At 33.1% G+C, this 17,939-nt stretch carries 17 protein-coding genes; 14 read left to right on the top strand and 3 right to left on the bottom strand.

Going from position 1 to position 17,939, the window contains the following annotated elements:
• Position 1 precedes the first annotated feature (1 nt).
• The 6 genes from CD128_RS05285 to CD128_RS05260 all read left to right on the top strand — a co-directional run bounded on the left by CD128_RS05285 (position 2) and on the right by CD128_RS05260 (position 5,349).
• Positions 2 to 1,009 carry an NADP-dependent oxidoreductase gene (locus CD128_RS05285; protein WP_103329016.1) on the top strand — a complete coding sequence of 336 codons (1,008 nt, stop codon included), beginning with the start codon at positions 2 to 4 and terminating at the stop codon, positions 1,007 to 1,009.
• 57 nt (positions 1,010 to 1,066) lie between these two features.
• Positions 1,067 to 2,080 (top strand): zinc-binding alcohol dehydrogenase family protein, encoded by a 1,014-nt coding sequence (locus tag CD128_RS05280; protein WP_103329015.1) that lies wholly within the window; start codon positions 1,067 to 1,069, stop codon positions 2,078 to 2,080.
• A 139-nt stretch (positions 2,081 to 2,219) separates the two neighbouring features.
• The gene (locus tag CD128_RS05275; protein ID WP_103329014.1) at positions 2,220 to 3,764 is read left to right on the top strand and encodes a BCCT family transporter; all 1,545 of its coding nucleotides are present in this window, start codon (positions 2,220 to 2,222) and stop codon (positions 3,762 to 3,764) included.
• A gap of 180 nt (positions 3,765 to 3,944) precedes the next feature.
• Complete coding sequence (gene amaP / locus CD128_RS05270; protein ID WP_103329013.1) at positions 3,945 to 4,481, top strand: alkaline shock response membrane anchor protein AmaP; 537 nt, start codon at positions 3,945 to 3,947, stop codon at positions 4,479 to 4,481.
• A gap of 12 nt (positions 4,482 to 4,493) precedes the next feature.
• A complete protein-coding gene (locus CD128_RS05265) occupies positions 4,494 to 4,733 on the top strand; it encodes a DUF2273 domain-containing protein (protein ID WP_103329012.1) in 240 nt (79 codons plus the stop codon).
• Between the two features lie 85 nt (positions 4,734 to 4,818).
• Positions 4,819 to 5,349 (top strand): Asp23/Gls24 family envelope stress response protein, encoded by a 531-nt coding sequence (locus CD128_RS05260; RefSeq protein WP_103329011.1) that lies wholly within the window; start codon positions 4,819 to 4,821, stop codon positions 5,347 to 5,349.
• A gap of 101 nt (positions 5,350 to 5,450) precedes the next feature.
• On the opposite strand, the gene CD128_RS05255 is transcribed toward CD128_RS05260, so the two are convergent.
• Positions 5,451 to 7,388, bottom strand: coding sequence for an IucA/IucC family protein (locus tag CD128_RS05255; RefSeq protein ID WP_415239154.1), 1,938 nt, complete (start codon positions 7,386 to 7,388; stop codon positions 5,451 to 5,453).
• A 114-nt stretch (positions 7,389 to 7,502) separates the two neighbouring features.
• On the opposite strand from CD128_RS05255, the gene CD128_RS05250 reads away from it, so the two are divergent.
• The 7 genes from CD128_RS05250 (at position 7,503) to CD128_RS05220 (ending at position 16,333) form a co-directional block, all read left to right on the top strand.
• Complete coding sequence (locus tag CD128_RS05250) at positions 7,503 to 8,687, top strand: MFS transporter (protein ID WP_103329009.1); 1,185 nt, start codon at positions 7,503 to 7,505, stop codon at positions 8,685 to 8,687.
• Positions 8,677 to 10,434 (top strand): IucA/IucC family protein, encoded by a 1,758-nt coding sequence (locus CD128_RS05245; RefSeq protein ID WP_103329008.1) that lies wholly within the window; start codon positions 8,677 to 8,679, stop codon positions 10,432 to 10,434. The genes CD128_RS05250 and CD128_RS05245 overlap by 11 nt, the downstream gene beginning before the upstream one ends.
• On the top strand, positions 10,435 to 11,493 hold the full coding sequence (locus tag CD128_RS05240) for an alanine racemase (RefSeq protein WP_103329007.1): 1,059 nt from the start codon (positions 10,435 to 10,437) through the stop codon (positions 11,491 to 11,493).
• 247 nt (positions 11,494 to 11,740) lie between these two features.
• Positions 11,741 to 12,742 carry an ABC transporter substrate-binding protein gene (locus CD128_RS05235; protein ID WP_103329006.1) on the top strand — a complete coding sequence of 334 codons (1,002 nt, stop codon included), beginning with the start codon at positions 11,741 to 11,743 and terminating at the stop codon, positions 12,740 to 12,742.
• A 12-nt stretch (positions 12,743 to 12,754) separates the two neighbouring features.
• Positions 12,755 to 13,786: a FecCD family ABC transporter permease gene (locus tag CD128_RS05230; RefSeq protein WP_103329005.1), complete on the top strand. Its 1,032-nt coding sequence runs from the start codon at positions 12,755 to 12,757 to the stop codon at positions 13,784 to 13,786.
• A complete protein-coding gene (locus tag CD128_RS05225) occupies positions 13,783 to 14,748 on the top strand; it encodes a FecCD family ABC transporter permease (RefSeq protein ID WP_103329004.1) in 966 nt (321 codons plus the stop codon). Before CD128_RS05230 ends, CD128_RS05225 begins: the two co-directional genes overlap by 4 nt.
• A gap of 214 nt (positions 14,749 to 14,962) precedes the next feature.
• On the top strand, positions 14,963 to 16,333 hold the full coding sequence (locus tag CD128_RS05220; RefSeq protein ID WP_103329003.1) for a YjiH family protein: 1,371 nt from the start codon (positions 14,963 to 14,965) through the stop codon (positions 16,331 to 16,333).
• A gap of 56 nt (positions 16,334 to 16,389) precedes the next feature.
• On the opposite strand, the gene CD128_RS05215 is transcribed toward CD128_RS05220, so the two are convergent.
• Together CD128_RS05215 and CD128_RS05210 are read right to left on the bottom strand one after the other, a co-directional pair.
• Complete coding sequence (locus CD128_RS05215) at positions 16,390 to 16,704, bottom strand: heme oxygenase (RefSeq protein WP_103329002.1); 315 nt, start codon at positions 16,702 to 16,704, stop codon at positions 16,390 to 16,392.
• Between the two features lie 208 nt (positions 16,705 to 16,912).
• Positions 16,913 to 17,173 carry a SunI/YnzG family protein gene (locus CD128_RS05210; RefSeq protein ID WP_103297723.1) on the bottom strand — a complete coding sequence of 87 codons (261 nt, stop codon included), beginning with the start codon at positions 17,171 to 17,173 and terminating at the stop codon, positions 16,913 to 16,915.
• 174 nt (positions 17,174 to 17,347) lie between these two features.
• On the opposite strand from CD128_RS05210, the gene CD128_RS05205 reads away from it, so the two are divergent.
• Entirely contained in the window at positions 17,348 to 17,866 is a 519-nt protein-coding gene (locus CD128_RS05205) for a metal-dependent hydrolase (RefSeq protein WP_103329001.1), read from the top strand.
• Positions 17,867 to 17,939 lie beyond the last annotated feature (73 nt).

Raw genomic sequence — 17,939 nt, 5'->3', positions numbered from 1 at the left:
GATGAAGAATGAACAAATATTGCTCGCTCAATATCCAGAAGGTATGCCACAAGATGATACATTTAAATATGAAGATGTCGATGTAGCTGAACCAGGAGACAATGAAGTTCAAGTAGAATCAATCTATATTTCAGTAGACCCTTATATGCGAGGCAGAATGTCTCAAGCTGATTCATATGTAGAACCATTTGAAATTGGTCAACCTATTGAAAGTCATATCGTTAGTAAAGTAATCAACTCTAACTCTAATCAATTTCAAGAAGGTGACATCGTTGTAGGAATGTTACCATGGAAACGAATTAATACAGTGAACGAAGAGAAAGTCGATAAAGTATCAAATACTGATGTGCCTTTACATTTATATTTAAGCACGCTAGGTTTAACGGGCCAAACAGCCTATCATGGTTTGCTTAATATTGGACAACCTAAGCCAGATGAAACGGTAGTTGTGTCTGCTGCTTCTGGTGCTGTGGGCGCAGTTGTAGGCCAAATTGCTAAATTGAAAGGTGCACATGTCGTAGGTATTGCTGGCGGAGACAAGAAAGTAAATTATCTTACGGAAGAACTTGGCTTTGATGCTGGTGTAGATTACAAGAAAGACGATTTCGATAAAGCATTAGCTAATGCAGTGCCTAATGGTGTTGATGTTTATTATGAAAATGTAGGTGGAGAAATTGGCGATGAAGTATTTAAACATCTTAATCGTCATGCGCGTATACCAGTATGTGGTGCAATTTCTAATTATAATCATCCTGAAGATGACCAAGGTCCACGTATTCAAAGTACGTTAATTAAAAAACAAGCGATGATGCGAGGATTCTTAGTAGCAGAATTTGTTGATGATTTTGAACATGCTGGTAAAGAACTTGCACAGTGGATTCAAGAAGGTAAAATTAAAACTAAAGTATCTATTGAAGAAGGATTCGATAAATTACCGCAAGCCTTTCGTAACTTGTTTACTGGAGATAATTTTGGTAAGCAAGTGGTCAAAGTTTCAGACGCTGAGTAATTTGGTTTCCCTTTTCAAAAAGCAACTGTAGATTGATTAAAAGGTGGTTAAGAAGTAATGAAAGCAATTGGATTTGAACAACCCTTTAAATTAGAAGAAGGCAATTTATTTAAAGAATATGAACTTGAAACGCCTCAACCGAGAGAGCGCGACATACTTGTAAAAATTCAAAGTATCAGTGTGAACCCGGTAGATACCAAACAGCGTATTACTTCTGTTGAGGAGGCGCCAAGAGTGTTGGGCTTCGACGCAGTAGGAACAGTTGAAGCGGTCGGTTCTGAAGTGGAATTATTTGAGGTAGGAGATCGCGTATTCTATGCAGGCACACCTAATCGACGTGGCTCTAATGCGACTTATCAAGTTGTTGATGAACGCATCGTGGCGAAAGCACCAAGTAATTTATCGGCAGAACAAGCGGCGAGTTTACCATTAACTGGACTTACCGCTTCGGAAACATTATTCGATGCATTCGGCATTTCAACAAATGCTAAAGAGAATGAAGGGAAATCACTATTAATTATTAATGGCGCTGGTGGTGTTGGAAGTATTGCGACGCAAATTGCGAAAGCGTATGGTTTACAAGTCATCACTACTGCCTCACGTGACGAAACTGTAGCGTGGAGTAAGAAGATGGGCGCTGACATTGTGTTGAATCATAAACATGATTTAGCAACGCAACTAAAGCAACATGATATTGAAGCGGTAGATTATGTATTTTGCACTTTCAATACAGATATGTATTATGACACGATGATTGAGGTCGTGAAACCGCTTGGTCACATTGCTACAATCGTTGCTTTTAAAGAGAAACAAGATTTAAATGCATTGAAAGCGAAGAATATCAGTTTTACGCATGAATTTATGTTTGCAAGACCTGTGCATCAAACCGAAGATATGATTCAACAACATGCGTATTTGAAAGATATTGCTGAAAAGGTAGAACAAGGTACGTACCAACCAACAACAACTGACACCATTTCAGGACTCACAGTAGAGAACTTATATAATGCTCATCAAACATTAGAATCTAGCACAATGATTGGAAAATTAGTCATTAATGTAGAAGAGTAAAATGAATTGACATTCAATATAGAATAATCTTAAATATGGCGTTTATTATTATGCAATTAGGCAATAGTAATAAACGTCATTTATTATTGGGAAATGGCAACAAAAATTTAAATAACAACTCAGAGAAAGGAGTTTATGGATGAAAAATAAATCCATTAGTATTGTATTTTGGACGGCATTAGTCATTTGTACATTGTTTGTCTTATATGGTGCTTTATTACCGAAACAGTTAGAAACGGTAACGCAGAATATAACGTCATTTATAGCCGTCAACTTTTCATGGTACTACTTATTACTAGTTTTAATGATTTTCTTTATATGTGTATATCTATTATTTTCAAGATATGCATCAATTACGCTCGGTGAAGAAGGAGAAGATCCAGAATTCTCTTTACCGTCATGGTTTGCGATGTTGTTTAGTGCAGGAATGGGAATAGGCTTAGTCTTCTGGACGACGGCAGAACCTATTAGTCATGCATTTACATTGACACCTATACATAAAGCAGGCACTCAAGCTGCTATTAATGATGCATTTCAATTTGCATTCTTCCATTGGGGCGTGCATGCATGGGCAGTATATGGCATTGTTGCTTTAGTCTTCGCTTATTTTAGTTTCCATAAAGGATATCCTGGATTAGTGAGTGCAACGTTAGTCCCTATCTTTGGGGAGAAGCGAATGAAAGGGCCAATTGGAGGCGCAATAGATGTACTTGCTGTTATAGCAACAGTTACAGGCGTAGCGGCTACACTAGGTTTCGGTGCACTTCAAATTAACGAAGGATTAAACTTCTTATTTGGTTTACCGAATAACTTTGGCACTCAAGTCGTCTTAATTATTATAGCTACTGCTTTATTTACATGGTCTGCTTGGTCTGGTATTGATAAAGGAATCAAAACATTAAGTAACATTAATATGTTATTAGCATTTATTGTCTTAATAGGTTTATTTATTGTAGGACCGACTTTACATATTTTAAATACCTTTACTAACGGATTAGGTAACTATATCTTTAATTTCTTTAATATGAGTTTACGTATCCCTATGAATGGGGGAGAGAAATTTAAGTGGCTACAAAATTGGACAATCTTCTATTGGGCATGGTGGGTTTCATGGGCACCATTCGTCGGTATTTTTATCGCTCGTGTGTCTAGAGGTCGTACCATTAAAGAATTTATATTAGGTGTATTATTCGTCCCAGCACTTGTATGTTTCTTCTTCTTTGCAGTATTTGGTGCATCAGCTGTTTATCTGCAAGACAAAGGAATTGCGAATATAGCGAAAGAAGCGACAGAAACAGCAACATTTGCGACATTAGAACATTACCCGCTAGGATTTATTTTGAGTATCGTTACCTTAATAGTTATCATGATATTCTTTGTCACTTCAGCTGATTCAGCTACTTATGTACTAGGCATGCTAAGTTGTAAAGGTGATATTAATCCTGCTTCTTTTGTAAAAGTAAGTTGGGGTATTATACTCGCTTTATTTGCGATGATTATGATTTATACAGGCGGTACACAAGCCATTCAGAATTTACTTATCATTGCTGCATTACCGTTTTCAATTGTCATAATATTTATGATTTGGTCACTCTTTAAATCTTTAGCGAATGATCATCCAAGACATTCAAAACAAACATTTCTACAATATAAAGGTTCTGAAGAAAAAATAAATAAAAAATAATTATAAATTTTATGTTTTTATTGTGCTTAATTTGGGAATATTGATTTTAGACAGTAAACTTTAATGAATTTTTAAAAAAAGAATAAAATAATTTAAATTTAGTGTTTTAAAAAATATTTAAAGGGTACTTAATATCTATAATTAAATAATTCAACAATAACTAAGGAGGTGCATGACGAGGTGAAAAGATTAAAGAATTTTATCCTCGGCCTATTAATAGTTGCTATTGTTGGATTCCTATTGTTTATGTACATAAAAGATAGTCGTATTTCTCAATACCAACACTATTTCTTACAATTCAATTGGTTCCAACCACTATTAATTGGTTTAGCTGCTCTACTTATATTGATCGGTTTAATATTGGTACTCAGCATTTTCAAACCAACGTATAGAAAACCAGGTCTATATAAAGATTTCAATGATGGACATATTTACGTGTCACGTAAAGCAGTAGAAAAAACTGCATACGATACATTAGCTAAATATGAAGATGTAAGACAACCTAATGTAGTTACTAAGCTTTATAATAAGAAAAATAATTCTTATATCGATATTAAAGCAGACTTCTTAGTACCAAATAGTGTACAAGTTAAGTCTTTAACTGAAAGCATTAGAGCTGACATTAAACATAATGTTGAGCATTTCACTGAAATGCCAGTAAGAAAATTAGAAGTTAATGTCAGAGATCAAAAATCTGCAGGACAACGCGTACTATAAGGGAGGGATAACATGGCTGATAATAATAATCAAAATGGGCAAGATGCTGGTCAACAAGTGATTGACTTCATTAAAGCTTATAAATGGCGTATCATCGGTTTCTTTGCATTTTTAATTATAGCAATTTTATTCCTAACTTTAGGATTCTGGAAAACAATTTTAATCATTGTATTATGTTTAATCGGAATCGGCGTTGGGTATATTAAAGACCGTACACAAGATTTCATGAACTTCTTAAATAGATGGAGTTAGACTTATCTAGTTAAGAATTCATATAAATTAAAAACAAAGTTTTAAATTAATAAAAAATTTCTTATGAAAAAGGAGAATGTTTATCATGGCAGTAGATAACAATAAAGCTAAACAAGCATACAATAACCAAACTGGAGTTAACGAACAAGAAAGAGAAGAGCGTCAAAGAGAAGCTCAAGAACGTAGAGAAGAACGTAACGATCAACGTTTCGAAAACAAATTAACTTTCTCTGATGAAGTTATTGAAAAAATCGCTGGTATCGCAGCTCGCGAAGTAAGAGGAATCTTAGATATGAAAGGCGGTTTCACTGATAATTTCACTAACGCTTTCTCAAGCGGTAATAACGTAACTCAAGGTGTTTCTGTTGAAGTTGGCGAAAAACAAGCAGCTGTAGACTTAAAAGTAATCTTAGAATACGGCGAATCAGCTCCAAAAATCTTCCGTAAAGTAACTGACTTAGTTAAAGAACAAGTTAAATATATTACTGGTTTAGATGTTGTTGAAGTTAACATGCAAGTTGACGACGTAATGACTAAAAAAGAATGGGCTCAAAAAAACGACAAAAACAGAGACAACAACAATAACAACAACTCTGAAAGATCAGGTTTACAATAATAAGTAATAACCTTTAAACCTTAAGACGTTTCTCGTCTTAAGGTTTTTTTATGGATATAAAAAACAGGAGCGAAGCTGTCTTCGTTCCTGTTCTTATTTACTTAATGGTGTAATGGATTGTCGACTTTAATATAAGTATAATGATGTGCTTCGTCTTCTAAACGCATCGTTGTCACACATTTATAATCAATCGTCTCAGCAAATAAAGTAGAGGTTATCGTGTGTAAACGTTCCTCTTCAACATCATTTAAATTTGCCAGTATTTGCTGAACAATATCGCTAATTTGACACCACGTATTCTCCTCAAACGATGAATCTTCTATTGTTTTAGCTACGGTTAATACAAGTTCACCTAAATGATTTTGCACGGTAGAATAGAATGCTTTATTAAAGACTGAAGTTTTAGAATCAGTAAGAATTCTAGATTTTTCATGAAAATCATCTGTAGCATAGTCGCTTGCATTAAGCTGAGCTTCATCAATACGTAAGCCTTCAAAATCACGAATATATATCGTATTTAAACTACCATCTTGATTAAATGTGGCAATTGAATTCTGTAAGTGCGCTTCAAGTGCTATTCCATATTTAATATATAATGGAAGTACGATGCCTAATAATTGTGTCGCATAGTCACGCAACCACAATTGAGCCGCTTCTTCAAAACGTTCTAATCCTTCATTCTGTTGGAATAATTTAATCAGACTCACAATCGGGGTTTCTTCATTATATTTATAATTCGCTACTAAACTTGATGGAATCACAGGAATACTGTCTTTAGCAATTAGTTGATAAATATTTTCTCTGAAAAGGGTGCCTAATTGTTCACTACGATCAGTTTGGATATCCTCACTATCATTTTCATTATAAAAATGTATTCCTGCTAACTCATCTAATATTTCTATGCGATAATCATGAAACACACTATCTTTATCTAAAATATCATTTAATATCTTTGTCACTAAAGGACCATTATGCGTTGTTTGTTCGGATAGCGTTCTGATTTCCCCAGTAATATGTACATTGGTCGATAGTTTAATATGAGGTAAGTGCTTTGGATACTTAGGCATTAATGTTCTAAATGATAAGCCAGCGTAATATGGCAAACTTATATTTAGAGGAATGATGAGTTGTTGTTCAAGTTCTGCCTGATATTGGTCCTTTAAAATATAGTCATGCTGCCAAGGATGCACAATCATTAAATGATAGTGTGATAAATTTACAGCTTGATCTAGTTCTCTAGAAATTTGAGCGTATAGCTCAGGAAAGACAGATTTAATTTCCTCATTATAGTTATGGGATAACGCTTGAGCATTAGCGATACTTTCATGAATTAAGACACATTGTAAATCAATCTCTTTTCCATATTCAGAACTGTAATAAACATTTTCTTGAGCGCTTAATCCTTTACGTAATTTTGCGCCAGGATGAAGCGGATGACCTTCAATGACAGCTTGTTCTGAACGCAAGTAACTGTCTTCGTGAGTAGTAATGATATCTAGAAGAGGCTTATCTATGTCACGCATGTGATACGCTTGATAAGCTAATGCAAGCGCCATATTCGCCCCACTATTATCTAGATCATTTTTAAACTGTTCACTTGCCTCATTATCAAGCGATGGGTCCTCAATTAAGATGTAATCTAGAACTTCAAGCGGATGCATCATTCTCTTAAAATTGCTCTGTTCCTCGTCAGATACATAGAATGGTCCTACTATGTCTACTCGACCAAAGGCATGTCGACCTTCAACTTTGCCATATACGTATTTTTCCGCTTTTGAAAAATGAACACACAATACGTCTTCGTCTTTATCAATTGGTAAACGATCGAATTTATTAGCCGATGCTATTAAACTATTGTCTTTGCTGTTCACTAAATTCTCACGATATAAAGAAATAATTAAACGTTGTGAAATTTTATCTCGACTTGCCAACAGGTTATCTTCAAAATCACCTAATAATTGAGGATAGTTTTGTTTTAAGAATGCGTAGGCATCTTGTTCTTCCTCAGTTAATTGAATATTAAAGTTATTGATATTAATTATGTTAGTCATAAAACACCTCAAAATTATTTTACAAAAATCAAAATGATTTGTATAATCCATAATATCGATAATGATATTCATTATCAATTGTAAAGGAGTAGGTGAAACACTGTGGCAAAATTTTTCTTTTCCAGTTCCTTTTTATTATTTCTTGGAAATTGGATAGGACAAATTGGTTTAAACTGGTATGTACTTACTAGTTATCATAACGCAGTTTATTTAGGTTTAGTTAATTTTTGCCGACTCGTACCAATTTTGATACTAAGTGTATGGGCGGGTACAATTGCTGATAAATATGACAGGGGACTATTGCTACGAATTACAATAACATCTTCTTTTTTAGTCACTGCACTTTTATGTGTTTGTACCTTTACTATGTCCAATATTTCAATTATAGTGATATTAATTTATGCGACCTTACGTGGCATGCTAAATGCGGTAGAAACGCCAGTAAGACAAGCATTGTTACCTGATTTATCTGAAAGATTGAATACGAGCCAAGCTGTTTCATATCATTCGTTTATTATTAATATTTGTCGCTCAATAGGTCCAGCAATCGCGGGGATTATTCTTGCTGCGTATCATGCACCAGCAACCTTTTTAACACAAGCGATTTGTTATTTAGTCGCTGCGTTATTTTGTATACCGCTTCATTTTGAACGAGTTCATAGCGATGTCAGTAAGACTAAAGAATATTCTCTAAAATTCGTATGGGAATATTTTAAGAGAAATGCCCAAGCATCTAGAATTTTTATTACTTCGCTAATTATAATGGCAACTGGATTTTCTTATACGACTTTAGTACCCGTACTCGTTCATCGAATATTTCCTGGCAAATCTGAAATATTCGGTATATCCATGACTTTTTGTGCCATAGGTGGTATGATTGCTACACTTTTATTACCCATTATTTTGAAAAAGATAAATACTGTAAGCATGTATTATTTAAGTTCATGTTTATTTGGTTTGGCATTATTAGGTGTAGTCATACAGAATGTAGTAATAATGTTTACTAGCATGGCGCTTGTAGGATTATTTAGCCAATGGGCACGTACGTCCAATCGCATTTATTTTCAAGAGCAAGTGTCTCCTAAAAATCGTGGGAAAATATTAAGCATCGTCATGATGGATAGAGGCATGATTCCTTTGGGTAGTCTATTAATGACAGCTTTATCAGATTGGATCGGTGTCTTAACTACTTTTATCGTAATGGGCTTATTTACGACCGTTGTAGCCTTAATCGTTCATTTAATGCAAAGAACAACTAAAGTGGAGGAGTCAAACAATGCAAAGTGATTGGCAATTAGCAGATAGAAATTTACAATACCGTGTCTTAAATGCATTAGTTAAAGAAAAGATATGGTCATCCTCAACAAGAATTACAACTCAAGATAACCAGCTTGAAATACAGCTTTATGGATGCGTACTTACAATTCATTTTAAATATTTAAGTAAAATGGTTCGCTATAATTTCGAAGGGCCAATAACTTATAGTTGTGGAAAAAATGAAATAGAATTAACTTCATTAGAGGACTTATTAAGTATTTTAGAAAAACATTTTGAAATTGAGATAAGTGAGCGATTACGTGCAGAATTATTACATAGTAGAGATAGCTTTATAGAAGTGTATAAACATTTCACGAATCGTCAAAATCATATACAAGATAGTTTGAAATTCTCTCGTATGCCGACCACTATTAATTTCTTTGCTTGGTTACAACATTTAAGTGATTCGAATGACTTTAATGATTTAATGTATTCCGAAAGTTTAGTTATTGAAGGGCATCCTACGCATCCGTTGACTAAGACGAAATTGCCTTTAACAATGGAGGAAGTTAAGCAATATTCACCTGAATTTGAAAAAATCATTCCACTGAAAATCATGTTATTGCATAAAGATTATGCCCGAGTAACTACTATAGATGGTAATAGCTCATTTGTATTGGAAGAAGTCATTCCAGAATATCATGCAAAATTAAGAAAATTTATTCAAACATTCCACCTTTCGTTGGATAATTACCAAGTTATATTTGTTCATCCATGGCAATATCAACATACAATTTATCATCAATTTGAACAGTGGATTAACGAGAAGATATTGATTGCTACGCCATTTGATATAGAATCGAAAGCAACATTATCATTCCGCACGATGTCATTAATCAATAAGCCATATCACATAAAATTACCAGTCAATGTACAAGCAACGAGTGCTATAAGAACAGTATCAAGTGTAACAACAGTCGATGGTCCAAATTTGAGTTTGGCCTTACAAGACACGCTTAATCAATATCCACAACTCAAAGTAGCGCTTGAACCTTTTGGTATATATGCAAATACCGAAGATGATCGCGCACGCCAACTAGCATGTATTATTCGAGAGAAACCATATATTGCAAATAATGGTGCAACAATTGTCACAGGAGCATTAGTAAATCCAAATCCTGTTGATGGGAATATTACCGTGGATAGCTATATTGAGTGGGTAAGTAGTGAAGTAAATAAACATAATATTTCTCAATTTATGCGTACATATTGTCGTCAATTAGTCACGCCATTAATTGCTTTAATACAAGATTATGGAATTGCTTTAGAAGCCCATATGCAAAATACGATTGTAAATCTAGGACCTCAATTTCAAATGAACTTTGTAGTTCGTGATTTAGGAGGTTCTCGTATTGATTTAGACACGTTATCTTTGAAATTGAAAGATATTAATGTGACGAATACTAGCTTGATAGCGTCATCTGTCAATGAAGTCGTTGCGAAATTTCAACATGCTGTAGTACAAAATCAGCTTGCGGAATTAATCCATCACTTTTCAAAAAAGGACAGCGTAAGCGAAGTGGAATTATTTAATATTGTGCAAGAAGAGATTGAGTGTGCGATAAGTGATGATAAGCCACATGCTGAAACATTACGACAAATCTTATTTGGACCGACGATTACGGTTAAAGCATTGCTTCGTATGCGAATGGAAAATAAAGTTAAAAAATATCTTAATATAGAACTTGATAACCCGATAAAAAAAGAGGTGAATTAAGTGGCAAATATCTCAATTAATTTATCTAAAATTGCATATAACGCTGAAGTCTTACATAGTTTATTAGCCGAGCAAGACATACATTTTACGCCAGTCGTAAAGTGCGTTGCTGGTGATAAGAAAATCTTAGAAACGTTGATTGATTTAGGATTTAATCATTTTGCGGAATCAAGATTAGAGAATATAAATACGGAGTTTCACGATAAATGTAGTTATTTATTATTAAGACCGACACCTAAAAAACGATATTTAGAATTAGTTGAAAATGTGAAAATGAGTATTCAAACTGAAATTCAAGCCATTCGTGAGATTAATGATATTGCCGGTAAACTTAATAAAAAACATCAAATTGTGTTAATGATAGATTGGAAAGATGGTCGAGAAGGCGTCTTAACTTACGATATGCTTGATTATATAAAAGAAATAATTGAAATGAAACATATCCAATTTGTAGGAATCGCCTTTAACTTTATGTGTTTTAAATCTTTAGCACCTACAGAAGATGATATTTTTGCGATTAATCAATTTGTACAAGCAATTGAGAATGAATTAGGATTCCGATTGAAAATTATATCCGGTGGTAATTCAAGTATGCTACCTCAATTAATGTACAATGATTTAGGTCGTATTAATGAGTTGCGAATAGGAGAGGCATTATTTAGAGGCGTAGATACAACGACATATCAACCTATTCCACGACTATTTCAAGATGCAATTACGCTTGAAGCGGAAATAATAGAAATTAAACCTCGTTTATTAGAGGGCAGTCAATGTTATTTACAAGCTATATTGGATATAGGCTATATTGATACAGTCATTAATAAAATCATTCCACTTAATGATAAAGTTAAAATTATCGGAGCTACAAGTGATCATTTAATGATTGATTTAGGAAACCAAGATTTTTATCAAGTTGGAGATATGATTTCCTTTAGTCTTGAATATGAAGCATTATCTCAAATTATGTACCATCAAAAGATATCTAAATCATATGTGAAAGATCAACACATCCAGTCTTTGATTGAGCAAATAGACAGTGCCTCTTTAGCTATTTATTAAAAGTAATTTATACAATATATCAATTTTGAAATATTTTCATGATTAATTCATTTAGTCATTAGTCAGATTTAAATGCTGAATAATGGCTTTTTTGAATTTATCCATAATATTATTTAACGCTTTTAAAAGATAAAATACAAAAGATTTATATAAAAAAATTAAAAAACCTTCTAAATAATATTGACATTGATAATCGTTATCAATAAACTAGTTAATGTAAACCTATACATATTAAGGAGTGGGAGTAATGAAAGGCTTCAAGGTCGCTGGAATAGTCGCATTATTATTTACATTGGTTCTTGTTACTGCATGTGGTAATGTAAGTAATAACGGTTCTAAGGATTCCGATAACAAATCCTCATCATCGAAAGATTCGATTGAAATTAAGCATGAGTTAGGTACAACAAAAGTTCCTAAAGATGCTAAAAGAGTTGTAGCTTTAGAATTCTCATTTGTAGACGCATTAGCAGCTTTAGATGTAAAACCTGTAGGGGTTGCTGATGATAATAAACCAAATCGTATTATCAAACCTTTAAAAGATAAAATTGGTAACTATACATCTGTAGGTACGCGTAAACAACCAAACTTAGAAGAGATCAGCAAGTTAAAACCAGACTTAATTATTGCAGATAGTAATAGACATAAAGGTATTTACAAAGAGCTAAGTAAAATTGCTCCAACTATTGAGCTAAAAAGTTTCGATGGAGACTATAAAGAAAATATCGATGCCTTCAAAACTGTAGCTAAAGCTTTAAATAAAGAAGATGAAGGTAAAAAACGCTTAGATGAACATAAGAAAAAATTAGCTAAATATAAAGATGAAATTCAATTCGATAAAAATGAAAAAGTCTTACCAGCTGTAGCTTCAAAATCAGGATTACTTGCTCACCCAAGTGAATCTTATGTTGGTCAATTTTTAACTGAACTTGGCTTTAAAGAAGCATTAACTAAAGATGTAACGAAAGGTTTAAGTAAATATTTACAAGGACCTTACTTACAGTTAAATGCTGAAACATTAAAAGACGTGAATCCAGAACGTATGTTTATTATGACTGACGGTGCAAGTCCAAAAGAACCATCTTATCAAGAAATGAAAAAAGATCCAGTTTGGGATACTTTAGATGCAGTTAAACATAATCGTGTAAGCATTGTAAATCGTGACACTTGGGCACGTGCACGTGGTTTAATATCTTCTGAAGAGATGGCTAAAGAACTTGTTGAAATTTCTAAAAAAGATAAAGAGAAATAAGGTGGATGAACAATGACTATGAGATCAACTGATAGTCAATCCGCTAATGAAAGAGCAACTAAGAAACGCACTACACTCACGTTTATTGTGAGTGTGTGCTTTCTTTTTATTTTTGCTTACTTTAATTTAGCGATTGGTTCTTCAGACATTCATGCAAAAGATATTTATGACTATTTTTTTACTTCAGTAGACAACAAACAAACATTCCTTATTCATAATGTAAGAGTGCCAAGAATGATTGGTGGCTTAATTATAGGTGGTGCACTTGCGCTTGCAGGTTTATTAATGCAAGCTATTACTAGAAATCCGTTGGCTTCTCCTCAAATATTTGGTGTCAACTCAGGTGCTTCTTTCGTTATTGTTTTAGTAACTATTTTAATTCCATCTCTAGGAAAATATGCAACTTTACTTGCTTTTATAGGCTCATTTATTGGTGGGCTAACAGTATATTTATTATCCGGTTCAACTAAAAAAATTACGCCAGTTAAATTAGCATTAGCAGGTATGGCCATTCACTTATTTTTCAGTAGCTTAACGCAAGGAATTATTATTTTAAACGAAGATTCGAATACAACTGTAATGTTCTGGTTAGTTGGTTCATTAAATGGTTTAAAATGGACATCAGTACTATCAATTATGTCATGGCTCCTTATAGCATTCATTATTACATTATTAATGGGACGCCAATTAACAATTATGGAATTAGGGGACGATATTGCTAAAGGTTTAGGACAAAAGACTCAACTTATTCGTATCATCATTGGACTTCTTGTTATTGTGTTAGCTGGCGCTTCAGTTTCAATAGCAGGGCCAATTGGTTTTGTTGGTTTAATTGTCCCTCATATAGTTAAACGTTACGTAAGCAAAGATTACTTTATTATGGTGCCACTAACTTTCTTAGTAGGTGCAGATTTATTACTTTTATCTGATGTGCTTAGTCGCCTCATTACATTCCCATATGAATCACCAGTAGGTATTGTAACGTCATTTGTAGGGGCTATTTATTTCTTATTAATTACACTTAGAGGGGTGAAACGAATATGACAAAACGAAATTTATCTATTCGTTACGCCATTGTTATCATTTGTTTAATTATTAGTATTTTTATAAGTTTATGCGTTGGTTCTACTATGTATAACCCAATGAAAGCATTAAAAGGTGTATTCACGCTTGATGACTTTATTCTAAATGAATACCGCATACCAAGAACATTATTAGGTCTAGTAGTAGGTAGCAGTTTAGCCATTTCTGGGGCCGTAATTCAAGGTGTAGTAAGAAACCCACTAGCCTCACCAGATGTGATTGGCATTACTAAAGGTGCAAGTTTAGCTGCCATTATTGTTATTATGGTATTCCCAACTGCGCCACTCATTGTGTTACCAATAGGCTCATTTATTGGTGCATTAGTCATCAGTTTAATTTTGTCATTTTTAATTTCAAAATTTAATATCAAAGGTTCTACACTTGCACTGATTGGTTTAGCCATAGGTGCTATTTGTACAGCAGTAGTACAATTTTTATTAATCCGTAATCCTATGGATGCTAATAATGCATTAATTTGGTTAACTGGTAGCTTATACGGTCATACAATTGAGAACTTTTATTCTATTATTCCTTGGATTGTTATTACATTGCCCTTAGTACTAGGATTAAGTTATCAATTAGATATTTTAAATTTAGGAGATAATATTGCAGTAGCATTGGGTGCTAAAGTTCAACATCTTAAGATGATTTTACTTATTTTGTCAGTCATGTTAGCAGGGGCATCTATATCAGTAGTCGGGGGCATTAGTTTCTTAGGACTTATTTCCCCGCATATTGCTAGATCGCTCGTAGGACAACGCTATTTCCATGTTGTTATCATGTCTGGTTTAATAGGTGCAGTACTTATTTTAGTTAGTGATGGATTAGCAAGAGGTATCCATCCGCCATTAGATATTCCTGTAGGCGTTATTATCGCTATTATAGGTGTACCGTATTTCTTATTTTTACTTAGAAGAATTTAATATCTTCATTCATAAAGCTAATTCCTTTTATATTTTAGAGGAATTAGCTTTTTTGTATTGCGCGCTTTTTGAAAATGAGATATAGTATAGAACATATTGTTTATAAAAATACAAATAAAGACATATTTATATAGTTTATGCAGCGAAAATATGCATTTATTACATAAATTATGAATATACAAACATTTTATATAGAGAGAAAGAAGGTATAAAATTGAAGGGATACTCAAAACAAGAGATTGTTAAAGGGAGAACTAAATTTATAGTAATGTCCCTCATAGGGATTATCTTATTCTTAATTCCTGTACCTACAGTGCAGGATGGTAAGAAGCAAACAACTTTACCAGTAGCCTTTTTAGCACATTTGCTTAAGGATTTATTAGGTAATGCAATGCCCCTTATTATTTTGTTTATTATTACTATTTCAGGAATATTAACTATATTATTTTCTTTAATATTAAGAAATAAAGTTAAACCAGGAAGTTTAATTGAAAGTGCATTTAAAGTAGGACCAGTGTGGTTAGCGTTACGTGTGCTAGCTGTATTTTTAGCGTGGATGACGTATCTTAAACTAGGATCAAAAGTCATTTATTCTGAAGATACGGGTGGCCTAGTATTTAATGATTTATTACCTACATTAGTTGCTGTTTTCTTATTTGCAGCATTATTCTTACCGTTTCTAATGGAATATGGTTTATTAGAATTTTTAGGACCACTTTTCAGACCAATTATGAGACCATTATTTACGTTACCAGGTCGTTCTACTGTAGATAACCTAGCTTCATTTATTGGAGATGGAACAGTTGGCGTACTTATTACAAGTCGTCAATATGAACGTGGTATCTATTCTAAAAGAGAGTCTATCGTTATTTCTACGACATTTAGTGTAGTGTCAATTACTTTTGCCATTGTCATTGCTGAAACAGTAGGATTACAACATAAATTCTTCGCATTTTATTTAACAGTAATCGTCTCTTGTTTTGTTGCTGCTATGATTATGCCTAGAATTTGGCCTTTGAATAAAATACCAGATGAGTTTACTAAAGAAGTGTCTGAAGAGACGCGTCTTGAAAAATTACCTGAAGGTAAAAGCGCACTTAGACATGGTTTTGATGAAGCAACAATAGTTGGATTGAAAGCGCCAGGCTTTAAAGAATTTATGACATCTGGATGTAAGACAGTAATAGATATGTGGTTTGTTATTTTACCAGTAGTGATGAGTATTGGGACATTAGCTACTATTATTGCTAATTATACGCCTGTGTTTGAAATCGTAGGTAAGCCTTTTATTCCTATTTTAGAGTTACTACAAATTCCAGAAGCTACAAAAGCTTCTGAAACTTTATTAATTGGGTTTGCTGATATGTTTTTACCTTCAATTTTAATAGCAAATGCCCACAGTGAAATTACAAGATTTGTTATTGGTGCTTTGAGTATCTCTCAACTGATTTATTTATCAGAAGTAGGGGGCGTTATTTTAGGCTCAAAAATCCCAGTAAGTTTAGGTAAGCTATTCGCAATTTTCCTTATTCGAACAGCGATTACATTACCAATTATAGCTCTTATGGCACATTTATTACTTTAAGAAAAAAGCATTGAAGTTAAGTGGTCAAACAAATGACTAACTTCAATGCTTATTTTTTAATTTAATGTAGATAAGACGTTGGCTTTTACAATTTCACTTTTAATAACTGGAGATGATTCAGAAGACGATTGCCCTCTATTTTTATGTGCTTCTTTAAATGCATCGCTTTGTGTCCATGCTTTAAAATCTTCCTCAGTTTCCCACCAAGTGTTCACATACATATCTTCACTATCTTCATCAACGTCTACTAGCCACACTTCAATTTTATGAAATCCTTTTAACTCTTCGATTTTGCCACCTTTAGTGAAGCGGGGTGCCATTTTTTCAGCGAAACCTTTTTTAACTGTGATTCTATTTGTAACTACAAACACGTTGATAACCTCCTTAAGCATTTCATTTTCTCTTATTCTAGCTTTTTATGTTGAAAATTTAAAATTTAACGATAAAAAAAGGAGTGAAATAGAGGCTAGGACATAAATAATATAATAATACTAACGAAGGCTGGGGCAAAATAAATTGTCCCAGCCTTTAAATACCATTAATTGATAACTTTGCGAAAGAAATAAATTATATTTTAGGTTATTTAGTTAATTCGTTATAAACTTTTTGGTCGTTATGAGTATAAATAATGTATTCGTGATCATCAGTGTCAATGATTACTCGATTTGTTTTACCGAATGTAGAACCAATTCGAGAAATATCTTTAGACTCTAAATCTGGCACTGCATGAATGTCTTGGTCTTGAGAAATATTTTTAATTTCATTAGTAGGGATTTTAATATCTGCTACTCTCCATTGAATTCTAACTTCATTATCATCTTTCTTAACAGTCATTGCCATTAAAGAACACATCCTTTATGTAAGTTATGGCTCTATAATAAAACAAATTGTAATCGTTTTCAAGTAATATGTGATACTTTTTATTATTTGTGTCACACTATAACCTAACCCCGAAAATATGTTCGTATTTTTGTTGAGTTTATGTTAAAATATCGTTAATAAAGGAGAAGATACATGACAGGTAAAACACATATGTCTGCTGGTTTATTAGTGGGTGCTTTAACAACTGAACATTTTCAAACCGATCTTTTTTCAACTGTTACAGTTATATGCTTAGCAATAGTTTCAAGTCTATTTCCAGATATATGTCATACAAGAAGTAAGATAGGGAGACAATTTAAACTATTGAGCTTTTTCGTAAATCTCATCTTTGGACATCGAACCTTTACGCATTCTTTATTATTTATGGGAATGATAGGCTTTTTACTTATTCTAATACAAACTCCCCCATACTATTTAGTTTCGATTATCAGTGCAATAGCATCTCATGTTATACTTGATATGTTAACACCTAGAGGAGTTAAATTGCTTTATCCTATTCCTTTAACTATTAAATTCCCTTTTACTTTTAAGACGGGTGGACTTTTAGATGCATCATTAGCAACCGCTTTGAGTATTGGATCATTATACATATTTTTTCAAACGTTTCTAAATGATATCTTGAAGCATATTAGCCACTCATTTTTAGGGTAAGTATTAAATATAGATGACATAGTTTAATTAATAAAGACTATATTATTAGAAATTTGGTTAGGATGACTAACAG

Origin of the sequence: Staphylococcus croceilyticus (assembly GCF_002902575.1) — a bacterium.
In the GTDB taxonomy this organism is placed as follows: domain Bacteria; phylum Bacillota; class Bacilli; order Staphylococcales; family Staphylococcaceae; genus Staphylococcus; species Staphylococcus croceilyticus.
The sequence above is the reverse complement of the archived record's forward strand: the minus strand, read 5'-3'. Positions and strand labels throughout refer to the sequence as shown.